Below are 20,394 nucleotides of genomic sequence, written 5' to 3'. Positions count from 1 at the left end.
ACTGCCAGGCCATTACGGCTGATCGGGGGGCCTTGTAGGGTACGAGCCATGCCAGAGATCCTCGACCAGGCCCGGACCCAGGTCCTGGGTGACGGTGTCGGCCTCGATCAGGCCGGCATCCTCGCCGTGCTGAACCTGCCCGACGAGCAGCTGCCCGCCGCCCTCCAACTCGCCCACGAGGTGCGGATGCGCTGGTGCGGCCCGGAGGTCGAGGTCGAGGGCATCGTGTCGCTCAAGACCGGCGGCTGCCCGGAGGACTGCCACTTTTGCTCCCAGTCGGGCCTGTTCACCTCCCCGGTGCGCTCGGTCCTGCTGGACATTCCGTCGCTGGTCGAGGCGGCGAAGCAGACCGCCAAGACCGGGGCGACCGAGTTCTGCATCGTCGCCGCAGTCCGTGGCCCGGACGCCCGGCTGATGAAGCAGATGCGCGAGGGTGTCGCCGCCATCAGGGCGGAGGTCGACATCCAGGTCGCCGCGTCGCTGGGCATGCTCAGTCAGGAGCAGGTCGACGACCTGGTCGACATGGGCGTGCACCGTTACAACCACAATCTGGAGACCTGCCGGTCGTACTTTCCCAACGTGGTCACCACGCACACCTGGGAGGAGCGCTGGGAGACGCTGCGGATGGTTCGCGACTCCGGCATGGAGGTGTGCTGCGGCGGCATCCTCGGCCTCGGCGAGACCGTCGAGCAGCGGGCCGAGTTCGCGGCACAGCTCGCCGAGCTGGCCCCGCACGAGGTGCCGCTCAACTTCCTCAACCCGCGCCCCGGCACCCCGCTCGGTGACCGCCCGGTGGTGGAGGGCAAGGACGCGTTGCGGGCCATCGCCGCGTTCCGGCTGGCCATGCCGCACACCATCCTGCGGTACGCCGGTGGCCGCGAGATCACTCTCGGTGACCTCGGCACCCGCGACGGTCTGCTCGGTGGCATCAACGCGGTGATCGTCGGCAACTACCTGACCACGCTGGGGCGACCGGCGACGGCGGACCTGGATCTGCTGAACGAGCTGAAGATGCCGGTCAAGGCCCTTTCGGCGACCCTGTAGAGACGGACCGGTGAGGACGACGTGACCGAGCTTGTCGAGCCCACGGCGGCGCAGCTCTGGTGTGACCGCTGCGGCGAGGACGCGGCGGTCGGAGGGCACGAGCCGTGCGCGGTGGCCCGGACGCTGGAGCCGCCGCGCTACTGCCCGCAGTGCCGGCGCCGGATGAAGGTGCAGGTGCTGCCGGTGGGTTGGTCGGCGGTCTGTGTCGAGCACGGCGAGATCCGGGGCTGAGCCGGTGCTGCGCGGGCGTGCGGTGACACTACGGCCGGCGACGGCCGCGGACGTGCCGGCCCTCGCGGCGATCCGGGCCGACCCGGAGGTACGCCGGTGGTGGCGGGGCGGCGACGACCTGGCCGATTCGGTCCGCGCCGACCTGGCCGACGACGACCTGGCGCTGTACGCCATCGAGCACGACGGCCGGGTGATAGGCGCGATCCAGTGGTACGCCGAACCGGACCCGGACTACCGGCACGCCAGCCTGGACGTCTTCCTCGATCCGGCGGAGCGCGGCGCCGGCCTCGGCGGTGACGCCATCCGCACCCTGGTCCGCCACCTGATCGACGAGTACGGCCACCACCGCTTCACGATCGACCCGGCGGCGGCGAACAGCGCCGCCATCCGGGCGTACGCCAAGGTTGGTTTTCGTCCGGTGGGGGTGCTGCGCCGCTACGAGCGCGGCGCGGACGGCCGCTGGCACGACGGCCTGTTGATGGACCTGCTCGCCGACGACCTGGTGGAGTGACTCAGCCGTCCCACAGCGGGTGACCGTCGGGCAGTCGACGGGCGCCCCCGGCCGTCCGGTGCGGGCTGAGGCGGCCGGCCGGCATCAGGTGCGCCCGTGCGCCACGGGGCGAACCCAACAACACCATCCGGGCCGCGTCCGCCGGGCGACGTCATCCCGGGTACGACGCTCGACGTACCCGGGATGCAGATCTTGGACAGTTACCGTCCGCACGGAACGGTAACTGTCCAAGATCTCGTCGTGGGGCTGGTCAGGACACCGTGCAGGGAGTGTTGTTGACGGTGAAGGCGGTCGGTTTCGGGTTGCTCCCGGTGGCGGTGCCGTTGAAGCCGAAGCTCACCGAGGCGCCCGCCGCGATCGTGCCGTTGTAGGACAGGTTCGTGGCGGTGACGGCCGCGCCGCTCTGGCTGAACGCCGCCGACCATCCCTGGCTGACGGTTTGTCCGGCGGGGAAGCTGAACCGGAGGGTCCAGCCGTTGATCGCGGTGCTGCCGGTGTTCGTGATCGACACGTTGGCGGTGAAGCCGCCGCCCCAGTCGGTGGTGGCGTACCCCACCGCGCAGGCGCCACCGACCGGCGGGGCCGCGGTGGTCACCGCGACCGGCGCGGACGCCGCGGAGGTGTTGCCCGCCGCGTCCACGGCCACCACGTAGAACTGGTACGCCGTCGAGGCGGTCAGCCCGGACACCGCCTGGGTGGTGCCGGTCGGCGAAGCGACCAGCGCGTCGGTCGTGCCGGCCTCGCGGTACACCCGGTAACCGGTGACGCCCACGTTGTCGGTGGACGGGGTCCAGGCCAGGGTGAGCCCGGTGGCGGTGACCGCCGAGGCGACCGGGGTGCCGGGCGTGCTCGGCGCGGTGGTGTCGGCGGTGCCGGCCGGTGGCGTGGTCACCGTGAGCTTCGGCGAGGCGGCCGAGGTGTTGCCCGCGCCGTCGCGGGCCACGATCCTGTACTCGTACGTCCGCTCGGGCAGCAGTGTGCTGATGGTGATCGAGTTCTCGGTGACCCGGCGGATCGCCACCACGTCGTTGCCGACCATGAACTCGTGGACGTCGTACCCGGCGAGCCCGCTGCCGCCGCTGTCCGTGGACGGCGTCCAGGTCAACGTGACCGAGCGGGGCGTGAGGCCGGACGCGACCGGGGTGCCCGGGACGGTCGGCGCGGTGGTGTCCGGGACGACCGGGCCGGGCTCCTCGCCCCAGACGCGGGTGGCTCCGGAGTAGAGCGGCACCTTCCGGTTCGGCCCGGCGGTGGTCTGGTACGACGGGTCGTTGGTCGGGTCCCAGGTGCCGCCCTCCGGCACGCCGACCTTGAACTGGACCTCCATCCGGTGCTGCGACTGACCCGCCGGGGCGATGGTGTACCCGGTGCAGTCCACCTCGACGTACCAGATGTCGCCGCTGAACTGCTTGGCCGTGGTCGGGGACGGGCAGCCCTGGGTGTAGCCGGCGGTGACCTGCACCGGGCCGGTGCCGTCGGGCCGGAAGTAGTACCGGAACCGGCCGTCGGTCAGCGCGCGGGCCGGGAACGCGGACTTGTTGTAGACCATCACCTTGAGCCCGGTGGCCCGCGGTTCGGCCTGCGTCACCGTGGTCTCCACGGTCAGCTCGTCGATGTCCGGCGTCTCGGCGACCGGGAAGTTCGCCAGCGGCGTGCCGCCGTACTCGGAGGTCAGCCGGACCAGCGCGGACGTGAAGCCGGCGTTGTAGTCGGTGGCCACCTGGTTCATCACGTAGTCCGACCGGCTGTCGCTGTACGCGTCGTTGGCCGAGGACGGGCCGCCGACCAGCGCGCCGTAGAGCGTGTGCCGGGTCTCGACGGGCACGGTCTGGCTGTCCCACCAGGAGCCGTGTGCGGTGCGGTGGTGCGGGTTGCGCGGCGAGTTGGCGCCGAACCCGATGACGTAGCTGGAGTTGCGCGGGTTGTCGCCGAGCGCGTAGTTGATCTGCCGGACGGCGAAGTCGTGGTAGCGCGCCTTGCGGGTGGTGTCGGTGGTCTTGTCGCTGTAGACCAGCGCGGCGAACGAGGTGTTCGCGGCGTAACGCAGCGCGCCCCAGGAGTCGAGCACCGCCATCCCGCCCGGCGAGTACGGCACCCGCTGACCGTTGACCCCGACGGTCCAGTAGTCCAGCCACCGGTTGGCGTCGTCGACGTACTTCTGCTTGCCGGTCAGGTTGGCCAACAGCACGTACGCGCCGAACTGCTTGTTGTCCCAGGCGATGGTCCACTTGTAGGAGCGGGTGGTGGACTGGTTCTCGGTGCCGAGCTTGTCGTACTCACTCTCGGCCTTGGCCAGGTAGCTGGCCTCGCCGGTGGCCCGGTGCAGCCAGATCGCGGCCCAGACCAGCTCGTCCTGCCAGCCGCTCCAGGAGCGGTAGAAGCTGGTGGCGTCGGTGATGCACTCGTGGTAGGACTTCCGCACCGTGTCGGCGAAGGTGTAGAGCTGCCGGGCGTGGCCGAGCAGCTTGTCCGCGTAGGTCGCGTCGGTGGGCCGGAACACCATCGAGGAGGCGGCCATCGCGGCTGCCGTCTCCCCCGCCAGGTCCGCGCCGCCACAGCTCGCATCGATCTTGTACGCGGGCCGCGCCATCGGCATCACCTCGGCCGGGCCCCACCACTTGTGGTCGTCGTCGCCCTTGCCGACCTGTCCGTAGAGGACGTTGGCGGACGGGTGTGCCTTGATGAAGTAGTCGTTGACGAAGCGCAGGTTGTTGAGCAGGTGCGGCAGTTGCCCGGACGTGGTGTAGCCACCGCGGTACTCGACCGCGCCCCAGGCGAGCATGGTGGCGCTGAACGCCATCGGGAAGCCGAACTTGACGTGGTCACCGGCGTCGTACCAACCGCCGGTGAGGTCCAGACCCGCGCTGGCGCCGTCGGTGAGCGCGCTGTCTCCACGCCAGGAGACCCGGTTCCAGTCGGGCTTGCGGCCGGACTGCTGCGCCTCGTAGAAGAGCAGCGACTTCTGCAACGCCTCGGCGTAGTTGTAGGTCGCCGCCGGCGCGGCGGCGGCGGGCTCGGACGGCGGGGCGGTCACCGCGAGGGACGCGCCGGTGAGCAGCGCGACGCCGACGGCCAGCAGACGCCGCGGCCAGGGCTGGTCGGCGGCCGGCGACCGGCCGGGCTGGCCGCTGAACGGCCGGGTCAGGTGGCGCATGGCGGGCTCCTGTCGGAGGCGCCGCCGGCGGTCGCACCGACGCGGGACGGCGTGGGGGCGGCACGGCCACCGGCGACAGCGGGGTGGCGGTGTGACCACGGGAAGTCGTGGAAGCGCTCCCATGGATAACCGACAATGTAATGGGCGGGCCGTCGGTTGGGAAGCCTGCCGTCCGCCCGGGGTACGCGCGGGCCGCTTCCGTACTCGGCGGTAACCTGTGCGGACCATCTCACACCATCGACATTAGTCGATTCGTCTTCCCAGTTTCCGCAGGTGGCGGCCCACGCTTCTCGAAAGATCCGCACACCGTTTCAGCGCTTCGGCCGCCAGCCAGACAAACGTACTGTTGCTGACCCGCTACCGGGCGCGGGACAGTACCGATCACCAGCGGTGCCATCGACGCCGCCGCTCCCCGGTCAACCCTGAGGAGAAGCGATGGCACTACGACTCGCCGACGGCACCGCCTGGTCCGACGTCCTGGCCCGCGCGGTGGCCGCCACACCCGAAGCGTTCGGCGCCGAGGTCGACGGCGTCACCACCCTGCACAACCTGGTTCAGGGCGAGTGGCGGGGAGGCGGCCAGCCCGCCGCGGTCCGCACCCCGGTGGACAACACCGTCGTCATCAACCTGCCCCGGCTCGACGCCGACACCGCCCGCGCCGCGGTCGCGCACGCCGCCAGCGCGCACCGGACCTGGGCGCAGACCCCGCTCGCCGACCGCAAGGCCCGCGTCGCCGACGCCCTGGACTCGCTCACCGCCCACCGCGACCTGCTCGCCCTGCTGCTCGTCTGGGAGATCGGCAAACCGTGGCGGCTGGCCTGCGCCGACGTGGACCGGGCCCTCGACGGCGTCCGCTGGTACGCGGGCGAGATCGACCGGATGCTCGCCGACGGCCGCGAGCCGCTGCCCGGCCCGGTCAGCAACATCGCGTCGTGGAACTACCCGATGAGCGTGCTGGTGCACGCCGAGCTGGTGCAACTCCTTGCCGGCAACGCGGTCATCGCCAAGACCCCGTCCCAGGGCGGCGCGGTGTGCCTGACCGTCGCGCACGCCCTGATGCGCCGGGCCGGCCTGCCCGCCACGCTCCTCTCCGGCAGCGGCGAGGAGTTGTCCGAGGTGCTGGTCCGGGCACCCGAGATCGGCGCGGTGGCGTTCGTCGGTGGCCGGTCCAACGGCGGCAAGGTGGCCGCCGCGCTGCTCGACAGCGACAAGCGGCACTTCATCGAGCAGGAGGGGCTCAACGCCTGGGGCATCTGGAACTTCTCCCAGTGGGACCTGCTCGCCGCACACCTCAAGAAGGGCTTCGAGTACGGCAAGCAGCGCTGCACCGCGTACCCCCGGTTCGTGGTGCAACGCGACCTGGTCGACGAGTTCCTCGACATGTACCTGCCGGTCGTCCGCTCGGTCCGCTTCGGTCACCCGCTCGCCGTCGACGACGCCTGGACCGGCGGCGACCCGCTGCCCGAGCTGGACTTCGGGCCGCTGATCAGCGCCGCCAAGGCCGACGAGCTGCGCCGCAAGGTCGACGAGGCGGTTCGCGGCGGCGCGGTCCCCCTGCACCGGGGCAAGCTCACCGGGGCGCCGTTCCTCCCCGGGCAGGACACCTCGGCGTACGTCGCGCCGTCGGTGCTGCTCGCCCCGCCCGGCCGATCACGGCTGATGCACGCCGAGCCGTTCGGGCCGGTCGACACCATCGTCGTGGTGGACACCACCGACGAGCTGCTGGCCGCGATGAACGCCTCCAACGGCGCGTTGGTGGCGTCCCTGGCCTGCGACGACACCGACGAGGCCGGCAAGCTCGCCGTGGACCTGCAGGCGTTCAAGGTGGGCATCAACAAGCCGCGCTCGCGCGGTGACCGGGACGAGCCGTTCGGCGGTCGGGGCGCCTCCTGGAAGGGCGCGTTCGTCGGCGGCGACCTGCTGGTGCAGGCCGTCACGGTCGGTGGCGCCGGACGGCTCTACGGCAACTTCCCCGACTACAGCAGCTACCCCACCACCTGACGGCGAGAACGCGAGAAGCCCCCTGTGGACGCTCGGCGCGCACAGGGGGACCGCGTCGGCGCGTACCGTCGGGAGATGGCACTGATCGCGCAGCTCTCCCTGGGCGTGTCCGACGCCGAGCGGGCGGGAGCGTTCTGGGCCGCGGCCCTCGGCTACCGCCGCCGCGAGCCCCGGTTCGCCGGCGACGAATGGATCGTGCTGGAGCCGCCGCCGGGGGCGCCGGGCATACCTCTCGCGATGGACCTCAGCGAGAGCCCGGTGCGGAGCTTCCCCCGACTCCACCTGGATCTGGACGCCGGCGGGCGCCCGCTCGACGACGAGCTCGACCGGCTACTCGCCCTCGGCGCGCGGATCGTCGACTGGCGGCACTATCCCACCGACCCGCATCCGACCGAGCCGCCGTACGTCGTGCTCGCCGACCCGGAGGGCAACCGGTTCTGCGTCTCCGGCCACCGCCAGCCGCCCCGGGCCTGAGCAGGGCCCGCTACCCGCCGGGCGCCAGAGAGGTGCCCGGACGGTCCGCCAGGGCGGCGACGGCGATCGGCACCGTCACGGTGAGCAACCCGCCGTCGCGCTCCGCGGTGCTGGGCCGACCCAGCCGGCGCAGCGTGCGCAGCATCGGGTCGTTGATGGCCTGAACGTGCAGCAGCAGCGCCGCGTACCCGGCCCGCTCGGCATGCTGGGCCAGCCGGCGCAGCAACGCCGAGCCGAGCCCGCGCCGTTGCCAGTCGTCTCGCACCAGCAGCGCCACCTCGGCCTCGTCGCCCTCGGCGAGCAGGTTTGCCATGGCGACGACCGACTCGGCCGTACCGTCCGGGCCGGTGCTCGTGGCGATCAGCGTCAACCCGCGCGCCGGCTCCAGCAGCCGACGCAGGCGGGCCGGCTGCGGCAGCGCCGCCCCACTCAGGTAACGCCGCTGCCGGCTGCGCGCCGAGCACGCCTCGTGCAGCTCCACCACGCCGGACAGGTCGTGCGCGCTGGCCGGCCGGACGGCCACCTCCGCGCCGTCGGGCAGCACCAGGGTGACCTGTTCGGCGGCCCGGCGCGCCACGGTGGCGGCCAACTGGACCAGGGCCTGCGCCCGCGCGTACTCCGCCGGGGTGAAATCCGGCGCGGCGCGGCGCAGCGCGAACGAACCGCCCACCGGATCGGCCAACAGCATGCTCGCGCCGCTGATCCCCCGTTCGGCACCGACCGACGCCGGCCGCCAGCTGACGACGTCGGCGGCGAGCAGGGCCCGCAACGCCTCACCCGTCCCGTCCGGGTCCCGCACCAGCCGGTCGGCCAGCCCGAGCACCCGGGTGGGCTGGTCGGCCAGGCCACGCGCCTCGCTGCGCGCCACCCAGCAGTCCCGGCCCCGCCCCCGCTCGACGGCGGCGACCAGCTCGGCCTCGTCGAGCGTGTCCGGCGCGTCGACCAGGAAGTCGTCCACCGCGCCCTGCTCGGTCGGCTGCACCTGCACGGTGAGGATGTTGACCCCGCGCAGCGCGAGGCTCGCCGTGAGCACCGACAGGTAACCCGGCCGGTCGTCCACCGTCGCCCGGATCCGCCACAACGTCATGGTTGGCTCCCTTCCCCGGTAAGAGCCTCACCCCCGCCTGTTGCCGCCCGATTGCTCGGCGGTGTCGGCCCGGGAACTCCTCGGGCCGCTCAGGGGCCGGTGACCACCGGCGGCGCGCCGACGAGGTCCAGTCGGTCACCGAGGATCACCGCGCAGGCGCGGACCAGCTGGGTGAGCCGATCCACCTCGGTGCTGTGGAACGCCGCCGCGGAGAGCGTCTCGCTGTGCTCGCGGGCCACCACCAGCACCAGGCCCGCCCGGCCGAAGGGCGCGATCGCGTGGTGGGTGCCGTCGGGCGTGGTCATCGACCGACCGCGCAGCGGGGTCACCTCCGGCAACCGCGGGGGTACGGGAGCACGCCAGCTCGCGTGCCCCACGGTCGCCCCGCCGCCGCCGGTGCGGGAGGCCCAGTCGACCGGCACCACGGCGGCCACGGCCCAGTCGGCGGCCAGCAGCCCGGGCACCGCGTCGACCAGGGTGGCCAACCCGTCGGCCGGGTTGGCCGCGACCTGGGCCAGCAGCTCCGCGTCCTGACCGGTGGTGGTGGGCGCGCCGATCGCCCGCCACACACCGTCCACCCGCACGCCCGGAATCGCCGCCAGGCCAGCCAGCAGCCGCTCCACCCGCGCCGCGCCCGGCCAGACGACCGTGAAGTCGTCCACCGCGCGCCCGCCGAGTCGTTCGAGGACCACCACCTGGACGATGTCCGCCCCGGAGACGCCCAACGTGCGGGCGATCTGACCCAGGGTGCCCGGACGGTCCGGCAGGGTGACCCGAACTCGCAGCAACATGACTGTCCCTCCGCTCGGCGGGCCGGCGAAAGAGCGGCCGGCAGGCTGGTCCCAGCCTGGACGATGACCATTTCGTCCCTGTTGCAGGGGCATGTCCCGAGCGGAAATTCGCAGGTCCGCGACCGGCTGGTCACGGCGGGTGTCGAAGCCGCCGACGCTCAGGGCAGCCCGCCCAGGGGCAGGACCGGTGTGGAGGCGAGCTGTGCGTGGTAGTCCGCGGCGGACGTCTCCCGACCCCACTGGGGCATCCCGGCGGGCAGATCCAGCCGGTCGGTCTCCACCTCGATGAGGGTCAACTGGGCCGGGGCGCCGTCGATGCCGGCCAGGACGGCGGCCAGCTCGCCCTCGGTACGCGCGACGTGGGCGGTGCAGGTCCTGTCCCGTGCGAACACCGCGGGCAGTTCCGTGTACCGCCAGTTGTCGATGTCGTTGTACGGCTGGTGCCGTCCGTCGACAGCCCGTTCGACGGTGTAGCCGCCGTTGTTGACGACGATGATGATCGGGCGTTGGTTCCTGGCGAGCATCCGGCTGATCTCCTGCACGGTCAGTTGGAGTGATCCGTCGCCGGTGACGAGCACCGTCCGTCGATCCGGTGCCGCCACCGCGGCACCGAAGGCGGCCGGGGTGGCGTAGCCGATCGAGCCCCAGATGGGCGGCTCCACAACGGTGACCCCGGCGGGCAGACGCATCGTCGCCGCGCCGAACGACGGGGTGCCCGTCTCCGGGACGAAGATGTCCCCCTCGCGCAGCATGCTCTGGACCGCCGGCCACAGCCGCGCCTGCCGGATCGGCTCGTTGCTCGACGGGTCGAGTACGGGCGGGTCACCTGCCAACAGCGGCGCGCGTGACCATTCGGCCGTACGGTTCGGCGCGATCTCGTGCAGGCACCGCAGCGCCGCCGGCAACGCGACCGGGGCGAAGCGGGTGCCGGCGACGACGGCGGCGTCCCGGTGCAGGCTGATCACCCGGTCCACCTTCAGGTTGGCGGTGAACAGTCCGTCCCAGTCGAAGAACGTGGTGCCCACGCAGACCAGCGCGTCCGCGCCCTCCACGACCTCACCGACGCCGTCGGCGCTGTCGCCGCCGTTGTAGATGCCCACGTAGTGGGGGTCGGACTCGTCGAGCAGACCCCGTCCCAGCGACTGCGCGGCTACCGGCCAGTTCCGTTCGGCGGCCATGGCGGTGACGGCCGCGCCGAGGTTGAAGCGGATCGGCAGGTTTCCCACCAGCATGGCCGGCCGCTCGGCACCGGAGAGCAGTCGCCGGGCGGCCGCGGCGAAGGCGTCGAGCTGCCCGGACGCCACGACCGGCTCGGGGCGGGTGAACCGTTGCCCCGGCCCGGCGACCTCGGCGTGGGCCACGTCGCCGGGGATCCGGACGTAGACCGGACGCTGCTGCGACCAGCACTCGGTGAGCACCCGGTCGATCTCCCCCGGAGCGTTCTGCGCGGTCAGCGAGGTCTGGGCGACCGTCACCTCGCGGGCCACCCGTACCCAGTGGTCGAAGTCGCCGTCGGCGAGTGAGTGGTGCATGGAGGTGCGCTGCCGCATGATCTCCTCGGTCGGACCGCCGACGATCGAGACGATCGGCACCGACTCCGCCATGGCCCCGGCCAGCGCGTTGACCGCCGACAGCTCACCGGGACCGAACGTGGTGAGGATCGCGGCCACGCCGGCGAGGCGGGCATACCCGTCGGCGCTGTAGCCGGCGTTGAGCTCGTTGCAACTGCCGACCCACTCGATCCCGTCGAACGCCTCGATCTGATCGAGGAAATCCATGTTGTAGTCCCCCGGCAACCCGAAGACATGGCGCACCCCGAGGTCGTGGAGCCGGCTGAGCAACAGCTCACCAACCGTCGTCGTACCCTTGGTCGCCTTCGCCATGATTGACCCCCGTCGGTTCCGTAGGCCACCGCCGCGACCCGCCATCAAGACGATATCCGGACAATTGCCGGAAAGGCGGGGATTGTTCGCGGTGGCGACTCAACCGGTGGCGGCACCCCGCACGAGTGGCCGAGACCCTCCCGACGACGCGTCAGATGAATCTGACCTTGACAACGTGAACGGGCTGCCATCAACTGGTCGGATGAGTGATCCGGCCGTCGATGCGTCACGGCCGGAGGCCGTTCCCGACTCCCCGGCGGGGCTCGCCCTGGACCGTCTCGCCGACCATCTGGAGCAGCACCGACCCGAGCTGGCCGCCAGGCCGCTGCGGGCCCAGCTGATCGCGGGCGGCAAGTCCAACCTCACCTATCTGCTGCGCCTCGGCGACCGCGAGGTCGTGCTGCGCCGCCCGCCGCTGGGGCACGTGCTGGCGACCGCGCACGACATGGGCCGCGAGTTCCGGGTCATCTCGGCGCTGGCGCCCACCGAGGTGCCGGTCCCGGGCGCGCTGCTGCTCTGCACCGACCCGGAGGTGATCGGCGCGCCGTTCTACCTGATGGAGCGGATGCCCGGCGAGGTGTTCCGCACCCGCGCGCAGACCGACCCGCTGGGCGACGAGCGACGCCGGGCCCTCGCCATGGCGATGATGGACACCCTCGCGGCGTTGCACCGCGTCGAGCCGTCCAGCGTCGGGTTGGCCGACTTCGGCCGCCCGGAGGGCTACCTGGCCCGACAGGTCCGCCGCTGGGCCGGGCAGCTCGACCGGTCGCGCAGCCGCCCACTGCCCGGCATCGACGAGCTGCGTGACCTGCTCGCGGCAACCGCCCCGGAGGGCGCGAACGCCGGCCGGATCGTGCACGGCGACTACCGGCTGGACAACCTCCTCGCCTCGGCCGACCCGGTCGCCGTGCACGCGGTGCTCGACTGGGAGATGGCCACCCTCGGCGACCCGCTCGCCGACCTGGGGCTGCTGCTGACGTACTGGGACGTGCTCGGCGGGAGTGACACCGCAGCGGGCAACCCGGTCGCCGACGGGCTCGGCCCGCGCGCCGGCTTCCCCACCGGCGGCGACCTGATCGACCGGTACGCCGGACGCGCCGACGTGGACGTCGGGCCGCTGCACTGGCACGTGGCGTTGGGCTGTTTCAAGCTCGCGGTCATCTGCGAGGGCATCCACTACCGCCACACGCTCGGGCAGACGCTCGGCGAGGGCTTCGACCGGATCGGCGAGATGGTGGCACCGCTGGTCGCGCACGGGCTGACCGCCGCCAGGGAGCGGTGATGGACTTCTCATTCGACAGCCGGACCGAGGAACTGCGCGACGAGCTGACCCGGTTCCTGACCGAGCACGTCTACCCGGCCGAGGCCGTGCACGCCGAGCAGGTGGCCGCCGGTGACCCGTGGTCGCGTACCCCGGTGTTGGCCGAACTGAAGGCGGAGGCCCGCAAGCGCGGCCTGTGGAACCTGTTCCTGCCCGACCCGCGCTACGGCGCCGGCCTGACCAACCTCCAGTACGCTCCCCTCGCCGAGCTGACCGGGCGCAGCCCGCACCTGGCTCCGGAGGCGGTCAACTGCGCGGCACCGGACACCGGCAACATGGAGCTGCTGGCCGAGTTCGGCTCGGAGGCGCAGCGGCAGCGCTGGCTGATGCCGCTGCTGGAGGGCGAGATCCGCTCGGCGTTCTGCATGACCGAGCCGGACGTGGCCTCCTCGGACGCCACCAACATCGCCACCCGGATCATCCGCGACGGCGACGAGTACGTGATCAACGGGCGCAAGTGGTGGTCGTCCGGGGCGATGGACCCGCGCTGCGAGATCTTCATCGTGATGGGCAAGACCGACCCCAGCGCCGACCGGCACCGCCAGCAGAGCATGGTGCTGGTCCCCCGGGACACCCCCGGCGTGACCGTGCGCCGGGGCATGACCGTCTTCGGCTACACCGACGGTTCGCACGGCGGACACGCCGAGATCGACTTCACCGACGTCCGGGTGCCCGCGGAGAATCTGATCGGCGCCGAGGGCACCGGCTTCGCCATCGCCCAGGCCCGGCTGGGGCCGGGCCGCATCCACCACTGCATGCGATTGATCGGAATGGCTGAGCGGGCATTGGAGCTGCTCTGCAAGCGGGCGCTCGGGCGGGTCGCGTTCGGCCGACCGCTCGCCGAGCAGGGCGTGGTCCGGGAGTGGATCGCCGAGTCCCGGGTCCGCATCGAGCAGGCCCGGCTGCTGGTGCTCAAGACGGCCTGGCTGATGGACACCGTCGGCAACAAGGGCGCGCACACCGAGATCCAAGCCATCAAGATCGGCACGCCGGCGATGGCGGAATGGGTGATCGACAAGGCCATCCAGGGGTACGGCGGCGCCGGCGTCAGCCAGGACACGCCACTGGCCGCCCTCTGGGCGCAGACCCGCACCCTGCGCCTCGCCGACGGCCCCGACGAGGTACACCGCAACTCCCTGGCCAAACGCGAACTCCGCCGCTGGGCCCAGTAACCCCGCCCGACCGCCCCCGCGCTACCCGCCCCCGCGCGCCCGCTGAGGGCCGGGGGTGGGTAGCCGGGGGACGGGGGGTGGGGTTAGGCGGAGGCTCGGTGGACCAGTTGGGTGTCCAGGAGGATGTGCGAGGCGGGTAGCTCCTCGCCGCGGATCCGGGCCACCAGCAGGCGGGCCATCTGGCGGCCCATCTCCTCCACCGGCTGGAAGACCGTGGTCAGCGGCGGCTCGGCGCGGAGGGCGATCGTCGCGTCGTCGAAGCCGATCACCGCGACGTCCTCCGGCACCCGCCGACCGGCCTCACGCAGGGTACGCAGCGCGCCGAACGCCATGAGGTCGGACGCGACGAACACCGCGTCCAGGTCCGGGCAGGTGTCCAGCAGCCGGCGCATGGCGGCCGCGCCGCTGCCCTCACTGAAGTCGCCGTACGCGATCAGGTCGGGGTTGACGCCGGCACCGGTGGCCTTGACCGCCTCGGTGTAGCCGGTCAACCGGGCCAGGCCGACGCCCATGTCCTGCGTGCCGGCGATGGTGGCGATGCGTCGCCGACCCTGCCGGGCCAGGTACTCCACCGCCTGCCGGGCCCCGCCAACGTTGTCCACGTCGACGAACCAGGCCGGTTGGGCGCCGGGTTGCAGCATCCGGGCGGGCCGACCGCCGAGCACGGCGGGCAGGCCACGCTCCTCCAGCAGGGTCGGCAGCGGGTCGGAGTCGTGCAACGACAGCAGCAGTACGCCGTCGACATGCTGGTTGGTGAGGTGGTGCTCGACCCGCTCCCGCTCCACCGGCGACTGCGCCATGGCCAGCCAGAGTTGCATCGGCGTCTCCAGCAGCCCGGAGCTGATCCCCCGCACGATCGCGGCGAAGAACGGCTCGGTGAAGACGCGTTCGCCGGATTCGGACACCACCAGCGCCACGGAGTCGGTCCGCTGGGTGACGAGCGCACGGGCGGCCCGGTTCGGCACGTACCCCAGCTCGGCGATGGCCTGTTGGACCGCGGCCCGGGCCTCCGGGCTGACCTGGGGCGAGCCGTTGACCACGCGGGAAACCGTGCCCCGGCCGACGCCGGCACGTGCCGCGACCGCGTCGAGGGTCGGGCGCCCGAGCGACCGGGTGCGCTGCGTTGTCATCGTCTGCTCCTCCGACGGCGGGCGGACCCGGCGCCACCTACGGGAGGTGGACGCCGGGGCCGTCCTGATGGCTGGCCCGAGCCTATTGTGCGGCCAGACCGTTGCGCCGGATCACCGAGGCGTACCACTTGGCGCTGGACTTGGGGATGCGGACCTGGGTGTCGTAGTCGACATGGATCATGCCGAACCGCTTGGTGTAACCCCAGGCCCACTCGAAATTATCCATCAACGACCAGGCGAAGTATCCCCGCAAGGGCACTCCCGCGTCGATCGCCTCGTGTGCGGCACGCAGATGAGCGTCGAAGTAGGCAAGCCGATCGGCGTCGTCGACCTCCCCGTCGACCACCGAGTCGACGAACGCGGACCCGTTTTCGGTGACGTACAGGGGCAGCTCGGTGTAGTCGTGCACCCGGCGCAGCGTCTCGGCCAGGCCCGGCGCGTCGATCTCCCAGCCCATGTCGGTGACCGGAACGCCACGGGTGACGAACCGGACGTCCTCGCTGCCCGGCCAGCACGAGGGGGCCGGGTCGGCCGCGACGCCCTCGACCGGAGCGGCGACCACGTGCCGGCTGTAGTAGTTGACCCCGACCAGGTCCAGCGGCGTGGAAATGGTCGCCAGGTCGCCGTCGCGCACGTGCTCGAAGTCGGTCACCGCGCTGAGGTCGGCCACCAGGTCCTGCGGGTACGACCCGCGCAGCAGCGGGTCCAGGAAGAACCGGTTGGCCAACCCGTCGATCCGCCGGGCGGCGTCCGCGTCGGCGGGGGTGTCGCTGGCCGGGTCGACCGGGTAGAGGTTGACGGTCACGCCCACCTCGGCGGCCGGCCGGGCGGCCCGCAGGGCCTGCACGGCCAGGCCGTGACCGAGCATCAGGTGGTGACCGGCGCGCACCGCGTCCGCTCCGTTGGTACGGCCGGGGGCGTGGACGCCGGAGCCGTAGCCGAGGAACGCCGAGCACCACGGCTCGTTCAGCGTGGTCCAGTAGCGCACCCGGTCACCGAGCGCGTCGGCCACCAGCGTCGTGTAGTCGGCGAAGCGGGCCGCGGTGTCCCGGGCCGGCCAACCGCCGGCGTCCTCCAAAGGTTGCGGCAGATCCCAGTGGTAGAGGGTGAGCCACGGCTCGATGCCGTTGGCCAGCAGCTCGTCGACCAGCCGCCGGTAGAAGTCCAGGCCGCGCGGGTTGGCCGCGCCGACGCCACCCGGCTGCACGCGGGACCAGGAGACCGAGAAACGGTACGACTTGAGGCCCAGCTCGGCCATCAGGGCGACGTCGTCGCCGAGCCGGTGGTAGTGGTCGCAGGCCACGTCGCCGGTGTGCCCGGCGACGACCCGACCCTCGGTGTGGCTGAAGGTGTCCCAGATCGACGGGGTGCGGCCGTCCACGGCCGCCGCCCCCTCGATCTGGTACGCCGCCGTCGCGGCCCCCCAGAGAAATCCGGGCGGAAAGGTCAGCCCGGGACGCTCGTCGAGAACGTCGACGGCGGGTGGGCTGGCGGGGTTGCTCACGACTTGACGGCACCTTCCATGATCCCGCCAATGATCTGGCGGCCGAACACGAGGAAAACGATCACCAGGGGGATGGTGCCGATCGCCGTGGCGGCGAACACCTGGGAGTAGTCGGTGTAGTAGGCGTACGACAGGAAGGAGAGCGAGACCTGGAGGGTCGGGTTCTCCGGGGTGAGGATGGCGTACGGCCAGATGAACGAGTTCCAGGTCTCCATGAAGGTCAGCAGACCGAGCACGCCGGCGGCGGGGCGCAGCGCGGGCAGCACGATGCTCCAGTAGATCCGGAACGTGCTCGCCCCGTCGACCCGGCCGGCCTCGATCAGCTCGTCGGAGATGGCCTGGCTGGCGTACTGCCGCATCATGAACACGCCGAAGGCGCTGACCAGGAACGGTACGGTGACCGCGTAGAGGGTGTCGTACCAGCCGAGGTCCTGCATCATGCCCCAGAGCGGGATGAGCCCCATCTGGGTCGGGATCATCATGGTGATGATGATCGCCAGCAGCAGGGCGTTGCTGCCCTTGAACTTCAGCTTGGCGAAGGCGAACCCGGCCAGCGAGCCGGTGAGCACCACCGACACGGTGACCACCGAGGAGACGATGATCGAGTTCATCATGCCGGTGAGGAAGTTGGCGGCGTCGTTGTCGAGCACCCGCCCGAAGTTGTCACCGAACGCGCTACCGGGGGTCAGCGGCGGCGGCACGTCGTTGATGGAGTCCAGGCTGCGACTGCCGATCACCATCATGTAGTAGAACGGGTAGATCGACAGCAGCGCCGCCAGGACGAGCGCCACGTAGGTCAGCGGACTGGTGCGCCACAGGCGCTGGGAAGCCGAGATCATCGATCTCTCCTCACTTCGCCGAGCGGCGGACGAGTAGGAAGTTGAACAGCGACACCACGACGATGATCATGAAGATCGCCCAGGCCACCGCTGCTCCGTAGCCGGCGGTGTTCAGGTTCACGATGCCCATCTCGTACATGTACATGGCCAGCGTCTGGAACTCCCGCTGGTTGCCGCCGATGATGTTGCCGTTGCCGAAGAGCAGCGGCTCGGTGAAGAGCTGCATGCCGCCGATCGTGGACAGGATGACCACGAAGATGAAGGTCGGCTTGAGCATCGGCAGGGTGATCTGCCAGAACTGTCGCCACGGGCTGGCGCCGTCGATCTCCGCGGCCTCGTAGAGGTCCTTCGGGATCGCCTGCATCCCGGCGAGCAGGATCAGGGTGTTGTATCCGGTCCACCGCCAGTTGACCATCGAGGAGATGGCGAACCAGGAACTCCACCGGTGCCCGTCCCAGTCGACCGCGTCGACACCGACGAGGCTGAGCAGCCAGTTGAACAGGCCGAACTCCCGCTGGAACAGCATCCCGAAGACGATCGCGACCGCGGCCACCGACACCACGTTCGGCATGAAGATGGCCATCCGGAAGAAGGTCTTGGCGCGCAGGAAGGTCCGGTTGAGCAGGTTCGCCAGGAAGAGGGCGAGCAACAGCTGCGGGATGGTCGACAGGGCGAAGATGCCGAACGTGTTGACCAGCGCGTTCCAGAAGTACTCGTCGGAGAACAGCCGGGTGTAGTTGTCGAAGCCGATGAACGAGTGTTCGCCGATCATGTCCCAGTCGTGCAGCGACATCCAGGCGGTGCGCGCCATCGGGTACAACCCGAACGCACCGAAGATCAGGAAGAACGGTGCGATGTAGAGGTACGGCGAGTACTTGACATCGAGGCGGTTGAGTAGCCTTCGCCGGTCGCGTCGGGAAGCGACGTCGGGAGAAGGCGGTGCTGCTGGCGACGGCGGTGCCGTCGTGGCCGACAGGCTCATGCGAATTTCCTTTTCCGGCGAGGCCCGGGGGCCCACGCGCAGGGCGCTACGCGGAGGGGACCGGCCGGTGGCGTCCGGGAATCCCCGGACGCCACCGACAGGGAATCACTCAGAAGGCACCCTGAGTCTTTGCGTCCTTCGTGAACTGCTCCCAGGCCTTCGCCTTGTCGGCCTGCCCGTTCTCGAACGCCCGCAGGGCCGGCTCGAGCGCGTTCTCCTTCACCGCCTGGTGCTTCGGACCCAGGTGGATCGGCTGGATCTTGGCGACGCTCTCGCCGAAGATCTTGCCGGTCGGCGCGTTGCTGAAGTACTCGTTGGTGTAGCTGAGGAACGCGTCGTTCTTCAGCGCCTCCAGGTTGGTGGGCAGCGGGCCCTTGAGCTTGAACGCGTCCACCTGGCTCTTCGCGTTGGTCAGGTACTCGGCGAGCTTCGCCGCCTCCTTCGGGTACTTGCTCTGCTCCGGAACCGCGAGCCAGGAGCCGCCCCAGTTACCGCTGCCGCCCGGCACCGCCGCGACGTCCCACTTGCCCTTGTTGGCCGGGCCGGAGTTGTCCGACACGATGCCGAGCATCCAGGACGGGCACAGGGTGGCCGCGAAGGTGCCCTGCTTGAAGCCGCCCGACCACTCCGGCGACCAGGTGCCCGCCTTGGCGGAGATGTCCGCCATCGAGGTGGCGGTCTCCCAGGCGTTCTTCACCGCGGGGCTGGTGTCCGCGATGATGTTGTTCTCCTTGTCGTAGAACAGGTCACCGTTGCCCTGGAACATCACCCCGTTGGAGACGGCGGTGATCGAGTCGATGAACGCCTTGCCGCCGCTGCCCTGCTTGTACTTCAGACCGGCGTCGTGGAAGCCCTTCCAGTCCGGCCAGAGCGCCGACACCTGGTCGCGCTCGGTGGGCAGGCCGGCCGCCTGGAACAGGTCCTTGCGGTAGCAGACGGCGAGGCTGCCGACGTCGGTCGGCAGGCCGATCAGCCGGCCGTCCTGCGACTTGCCCAGCTCCCACTTCCAGGGCAGATATTCCTTGGAGTGGTCCGCGACCAGCGGCGTGAGGTCGGTCCAGTTACGCGGGTTGGCCTTGAACTCGTTGAGGATGCCCTCTTCCAGGGCGGTGACGTCCGCCGCGCCCTTGCCGGTGGCCAGGTAGCGGACCAGCTTCGGCCGGTACTCACCGACCTGCGCGGTCTTGCGCAGCTCGACCTTGATGCCGGTGTCCTTCTCGTACTGCTTGACGAGCTCGTCGTAGCCGAACTCGCCGAAGGTGTCGACGACCAGCTTGGCCGGCTTCTCGCCGGCCGCCGGCTTGTCGTCGTCCTTGCCGCAGGCCGCGAGACCGCTGATCGCGGTGGTCGCGGCCAGGGCGACGGCCGCCAGGCGGGTACGTCGCGTGGTGACACTCATGCGCTGACCCCTCTTTCCGGTGGTGAGGCTGGATGGGTGTGGTGGGGGGTGCCCGTCGCGCCAGGCCGGGGTCCGTGAGTGAGCCACGCCACCTCCGGGAGCGCTCCCATGAGATTGCCGGCGGGTAACGGGGGTGTCAATAGGACGTTGGGAGCGTTCCCAGATCGTTACCGCCGTTTACTTGCACCCCGCGGACCCCACCCGCACCCCCCGCCCCACCCAGGCGATCAAGAGGTTTCGGTCGGGAGAAACCGCCCCGTCGACGCAAACTTCTTGATCAACAAGGGCCCGCCGGGGGCGCGTCAGCAGAAGCGGCGCAGGAGGGTGGTGGCGCGGGCGGGGTCGAATCGGGACGGGTCGAAGGTGGAGCCCGCCCAGTCCCGCAGCATCGCCTGGCGGAGGCTGACGAGGTCGGCCGCGTCGGTCTGGTCGCCCAGCGCTTCCAGGAGCGCCTGGTAGCCCGACGGCCCGCCGATGCCCTCCGGCGGGCAGGCCCGCTCGCCGGCCAGGCAGATCGGGTACCGCTCGTCCGGGTCGACGGTCAGCGCGTCCTCCACGACCAGGTCGTGCTCCCACCAGTCGCCGAAGTCGTAGGTGTAGGAGAACCGGCTGCCCTTGCCGAGCACCGCGTCGAGCCGCACGTCCAACTCGTCGTGCAGCGCCAACTCCCCGTCCGGGTCGGGCTCGCCGTACTGCACCGCGTCGATCTCGAACGAGTGCAGGTGGCAGTCCTGCCAACCCATCGCGTGCTGCGCCACCCGGTGCAGCCGGTCCAGCGTGTAACCGGCCGGCACGAGCACCCGGCGCCACACCGGCGGACGGACGCCGGCGAGAGACATCTTCAGCTGGAAGATCTGACGCGGCATGCTGT

At 71.1% G+C, this 20,394-nt stretch carries 17 protein-coding genes; 7 read left to right on the top strand and 10 right to left on the bottom strand.

What is annotated here, in order from left to right:
* Positions 1-48 precede the first annotated feature (48 nt).
* From bioB to AB0J33_RS12040, 3 genes are read left to right on the top strand one after another with little or no spacing between them, the layout of a single operon-like run.
* Positions 49-1,044, top strand: a complete 996-nt coding sequence (bioB, locus tag AB0J33_RS12050; RefSeq protein WP_363612583.1) for a biotin synthase BioB — start codon at positions 49-51, stop codon at positions 1,042-1,044.
* A 21-nt stretch (positions 1,045-1,065) separates the two neighbouring features.
* The gene (locus AB0J33_RS12045; RefSeq protein WP_363612581.1) at positions 1,066-1,275 is read left to right on the top strand and encodes a hypothetical protein; all 210 of its coding nucleotides are present in this window, start codon (positions 1,066-1,068) and stop codon (positions 1,273-1,275) included.
* A gap of 4 nt (positions 1,276-1,279) precedes the next feature.
* Positions 1,280-1,786, top strand: a complete 507-nt coding sequence (locus tag AB0J33_RS12040) for a GNAT family protein (protein ID WP_363612579.1) — start codon at positions 1,280-1,282, stop codon at positions 1,784-1,786.
* A 250-nt stretch (positions 1,787-2,036) separates the two neighbouring features.
* Here AB0J33_RS12040 and AB0J33_RS12035 read toward each other — a convergent pair whose 3' ends face one another.
* The gene (locus tag AB0J33_RS12035; RefSeq protein ID WP_363612577.1) at positions 2,037-4,940 is read right to left on the bottom strand and encodes a glycoside hydrolase family 9 protein; all 2,904 of its coding nucleotides are present in this window, start codon (positions 4,938-4,940) and stop codon (positions 2,037-2,039) included.
* 435 nt (positions 4,941-5,375) lie between these two features.
* Here AB0J33_RS12035 and AB0J33_RS12030 point away from each other — a divergent pair, with 435 nt between their 5' ends.
* Together AB0J33_RS12030 and AB0J33_RS12025 are read left to right on the top strand one after the other, a co-directional pair.
* The gene (locus AB0J33_RS12030; RefSeq protein ID WP_363612575.1) at positions 5,376-6,941 is read left to right on the top strand and encodes an aldehyde dehydrogenase family protein; all 1,566 of its coding nucleotides are present in this window, start codon (positions 5,376-5,378) and stop codon (positions 6,939-6,941) included.
* A gap of 75 nt (positions 6,942-7,016) precedes the next feature.
* On the top strand, positions 7,017-7,415 hold the full coding sequence (locus AB0J33_RS12025; RefSeq protein WP_363612573.1) for a VOC family protein: 399 nt from the start codon (positions 7,017-7,019) through the stop codon (positions 7,413-7,415).
* Positions 7,416-7,425: 10 nt separating this feature from the next.
* On the opposite strand, the gene AB0J33_RS12020 is transcribed toward AB0J33_RS12025, so the two are convergent.
* From AB0J33_RS12020 to AB0J33_RS12010, 3 genes are all read right to left on the bottom strand, one after another.
* Entirely contained in the window at positions 7,426-8,502 is a 1,077-nt protein-coding gene (locus AB0J33_RS12020; protein ID WP_363612571.1) for a GNAT family N-acetyltransferase, read from the bottom strand.
* 89 nt (positions 8,503-8,591) lie between these two features.
* Positions 8,592-9,293 carry an amino acid-binding protein gene (locus AB0J33_RS12015; RefSeq protein ID WP_363612569.1) on the bottom strand — a complete coding sequence of 234 codons (702 nt, stop codon included), beginning with the start codon at positions 9,291-9,293 and terminating at the stop codon, positions 8,592-8,594.
* A gap of 158 nt (positions 9,294-9,451) precedes the next feature.
* A complete protein-coding gene (locus AB0J33_RS12010; RefSeq protein WP_363612567.1) occupies positions 9,452-11,176 on the bottom strand; it encodes a thiamine pyrophosphate-binding protein in 1,725 nt (574 codons plus the stop codon).
* Between the two features lie 202 nt (positions 11,177-11,378).
* Here AB0J33_RS12010 and AB0J33_RS12005 point away from each other — a divergent pair, with 202 nt between their 5' ends.
* The gene (locus tag AB0J33_RS12005) at positions 11,379-12,458 is read left to right on the top strand and encodes a phosphotransferase family protein (RefSeq protein ID WP_363612565.1); all 1,080 of its coding nucleotides are present in this window, start codon (positions 11,379-11,381) and stop codon (positions 12,456-12,458) included.
* Positions 12,458-13,669 carry an acyl-CoA dehydrogenase family protein gene (locus AB0J33_RS12000; protein WP_363612563.1) on the top strand — a complete coding sequence of 404 codons (1,212 nt, stop codon included), beginning with the start codon at positions 12,458-12,460 and terminating at the stop codon, positions 13,667-13,669. The genes AB0J33_RS12005 and AB0J33_RS12000 overlap by 1 nt, the downstream gene beginning before the upstream one ends.
* An 83-nt stretch (positions 13,670-13,752) precedes the next feature.
* Here AB0J33_RS12000 and AB0J33_RS11995 read toward each other — a convergent pair whose 3' ends face one another.
* From AB0J33_RS11995 to AB0J33_RS11970, 6 genes are all read right to left on the bottom strand, one after another.
* Positions 13,753-14,799, bottom strand: a complete 1,047-nt coding sequence (locus AB0J33_RS11995; protein WP_363612561.1) for a LacI family DNA-binding transcriptional regulator — start codon at positions 14,797-14,799, stop codon at positions 13,753-13,755.
* An 82-nt stretch (positions 14,800-14,881) separates the two neighbouring features.
* Positions 14,882-16,303, bottom strand: a complete 1,422-nt coding sequence (locus tag AB0J33_RS11990) for a GH1 family beta-glucosidase (RefSeq protein ID WP_363612559.1) — start codon at positions 16,301-16,303, stop codon at positions 14,882-14,884.
* Entirely contained in the window at positions 16,300-17,142 is an 843-nt protein-coding gene (locus AB0J33_RS11985; protein WP_363612557.1) for a carbohydrate ABC transporter permease, read from the bottom strand. Before AB0J33_RS11985 ends, AB0J33_RS11990 begins: the two co-directional genes overlap by 4 nt.
* Positions 17,143-17,152: 10 nt before the next feature.
* Positions 17,153-18,124, bottom strand: coding sequence for a sugar ABC transporter permease (locus AB0J33_RS11980; RefSeq protein ID WP_363612555.1), 972 nt, complete (start codon positions 18,122-18,124; stop codon positions 17,153-17,155).
* Positions 18,125-18,233: 109 nt separating this feature from the next.
* Entirely contained in the window at positions 18,234-19,523 is a 1,290-nt protein-coding gene (locus AB0J33_RS11975; RefSeq protein ID WP_363612553.1) for an extracellular solute-binding protein, read from the bottom strand.
* A gap of 302 nt (positions 19,524-19,825) precedes the next feature.
* On the bottom strand, positions 19,826-20,389 hold the full coding sequence (locus AB0J33_RS11970) for a plasmid pRiA4b ORF-3 family protein (protein ID WP_363612551.1): 564 nt from the start codon (positions 20,387-20,389) through the stop codon (positions 19,826-19,828).
* Positions 20,390-20,394 lie beyond the last annotated feature (5 nt).

Source organism: Micromonospora sp. NPDC049645 (genome assembly GCF_040675155.1).
In the GTDB taxonomy this organism is placed as follows: Bacteria; Actinomycetota; Actinomycetes; order Mycobacteriales; family Micromonosporaceae; genus Micromonospora.
The sequence above is the reverse complement of the archived record's forward strand: the minus strand, read 5'-3'. Positions and strand labels throughout refer to the sequence as shown.

Excerpts from the sequence above, each read along its gene's own strand:
- bioB (WP_363612583.1), top strand. The coding sequence starts at position 49 with ATGCCAGAGATCCTCGACCAGGCCCGGACCCAGGTCCTGGGTGACGGT.
- AB0J33_RS12035 (WP_363612577.1), bottom strand. The coding sequence starts at position 4,940 with ATGCGCCACCTGACCCGGCCGTTCAGCGGCCAGCCCGGCCGGTCGCCG.
- AB0J33_RS12030 (WP_363612575.1), top strand. The coding sequence starts at position 5,376 with ATGGCACTACGACTCGCCGACGGCACCGCCTGGTCCGACGTCCTGGCC.
- AB0J33_RS12025 (WP_363612573.1), top strand. The coding sequence starts at position 7,017 with ATGGCACTGATCGCGCAGCTCTCCCTGGGCGTGTCCGACGCCGAGCGG.
- AB0J33_RS12020 (WP_363612571.1), bottom strand. The coding sequence starts at position 8,502 with ATGACGTTGTGGCGGATCCGGGCGACGGTGGACGACCGGCCGGGTTAC.
- AB0J33_RS12015 (WP_363612569.1), bottom strand. The coding sequence starts at position 9,293 with ATGTTGCTGCGAGTTCGGGTCACCCTGCCGGACCGTCCGGGCACCCTG.
- AB0J33_RS12010 (WP_363612567.1), bottom strand. The coding sequence starts at position 11,176 with ATGGCGAAGGCGACCAAGGGTACGACGACGGTTGGTGAGCTGTTGCTC.
- AB0J33_RS12005 (WP_363612565.1), top strand. The coding sequence starts at position 11,379 with ATGAGTGATCCGGCCGTCGATGCGTCACGGCCGGAGGCCGTTCCCGAC.
- AB0J33_RS12000 (WP_363612563.1), top strand. The coding sequence starts at position 12,458 with ATGGACTTCTCATTCGACAGCCGGACCGAGGAACTGCGCGACGAGCTG.
- AB0J33_RS11995 (WP_363612561.1), bottom strand. The coding sequence starts at position 14,799 with ATGACAACGCAGCGCACCCGGTCGCTCGGGCGCCCGACCCTCGACGCG.
- AB0J33_RS11985 (WP_363612557.1), bottom strand. The coding sequence starts at position 17,142 with ATGATCTCGGCTTCCCAGCGCCTGTGGCGCACCAGTCCGCTGACCTAC.
- AB0J33_RS11980 (WP_363612555.1), bottom strand. The coding sequence starts at position 18,124 with ATGAGCCTGTCGGCCACGACGGCACCGCCGTCGCCAGCAGCACCGCCT.
- AB0J33_RS11975 (WP_363612553.1), bottom strand. The coding sequence starts at position 19,523 with ATGAGTGTCACCACGCGACGTACCCGCCTGGCGGCCGTCGCCCTGGCC.
- AB0J33_RS11970 (WP_363612551.1), bottom strand. The coding sequence starts at position 20,389 with ATGCCGCGTCAGATCTTCCAGCTGAAGATGTCTCTCGCCGGCGTCCGT.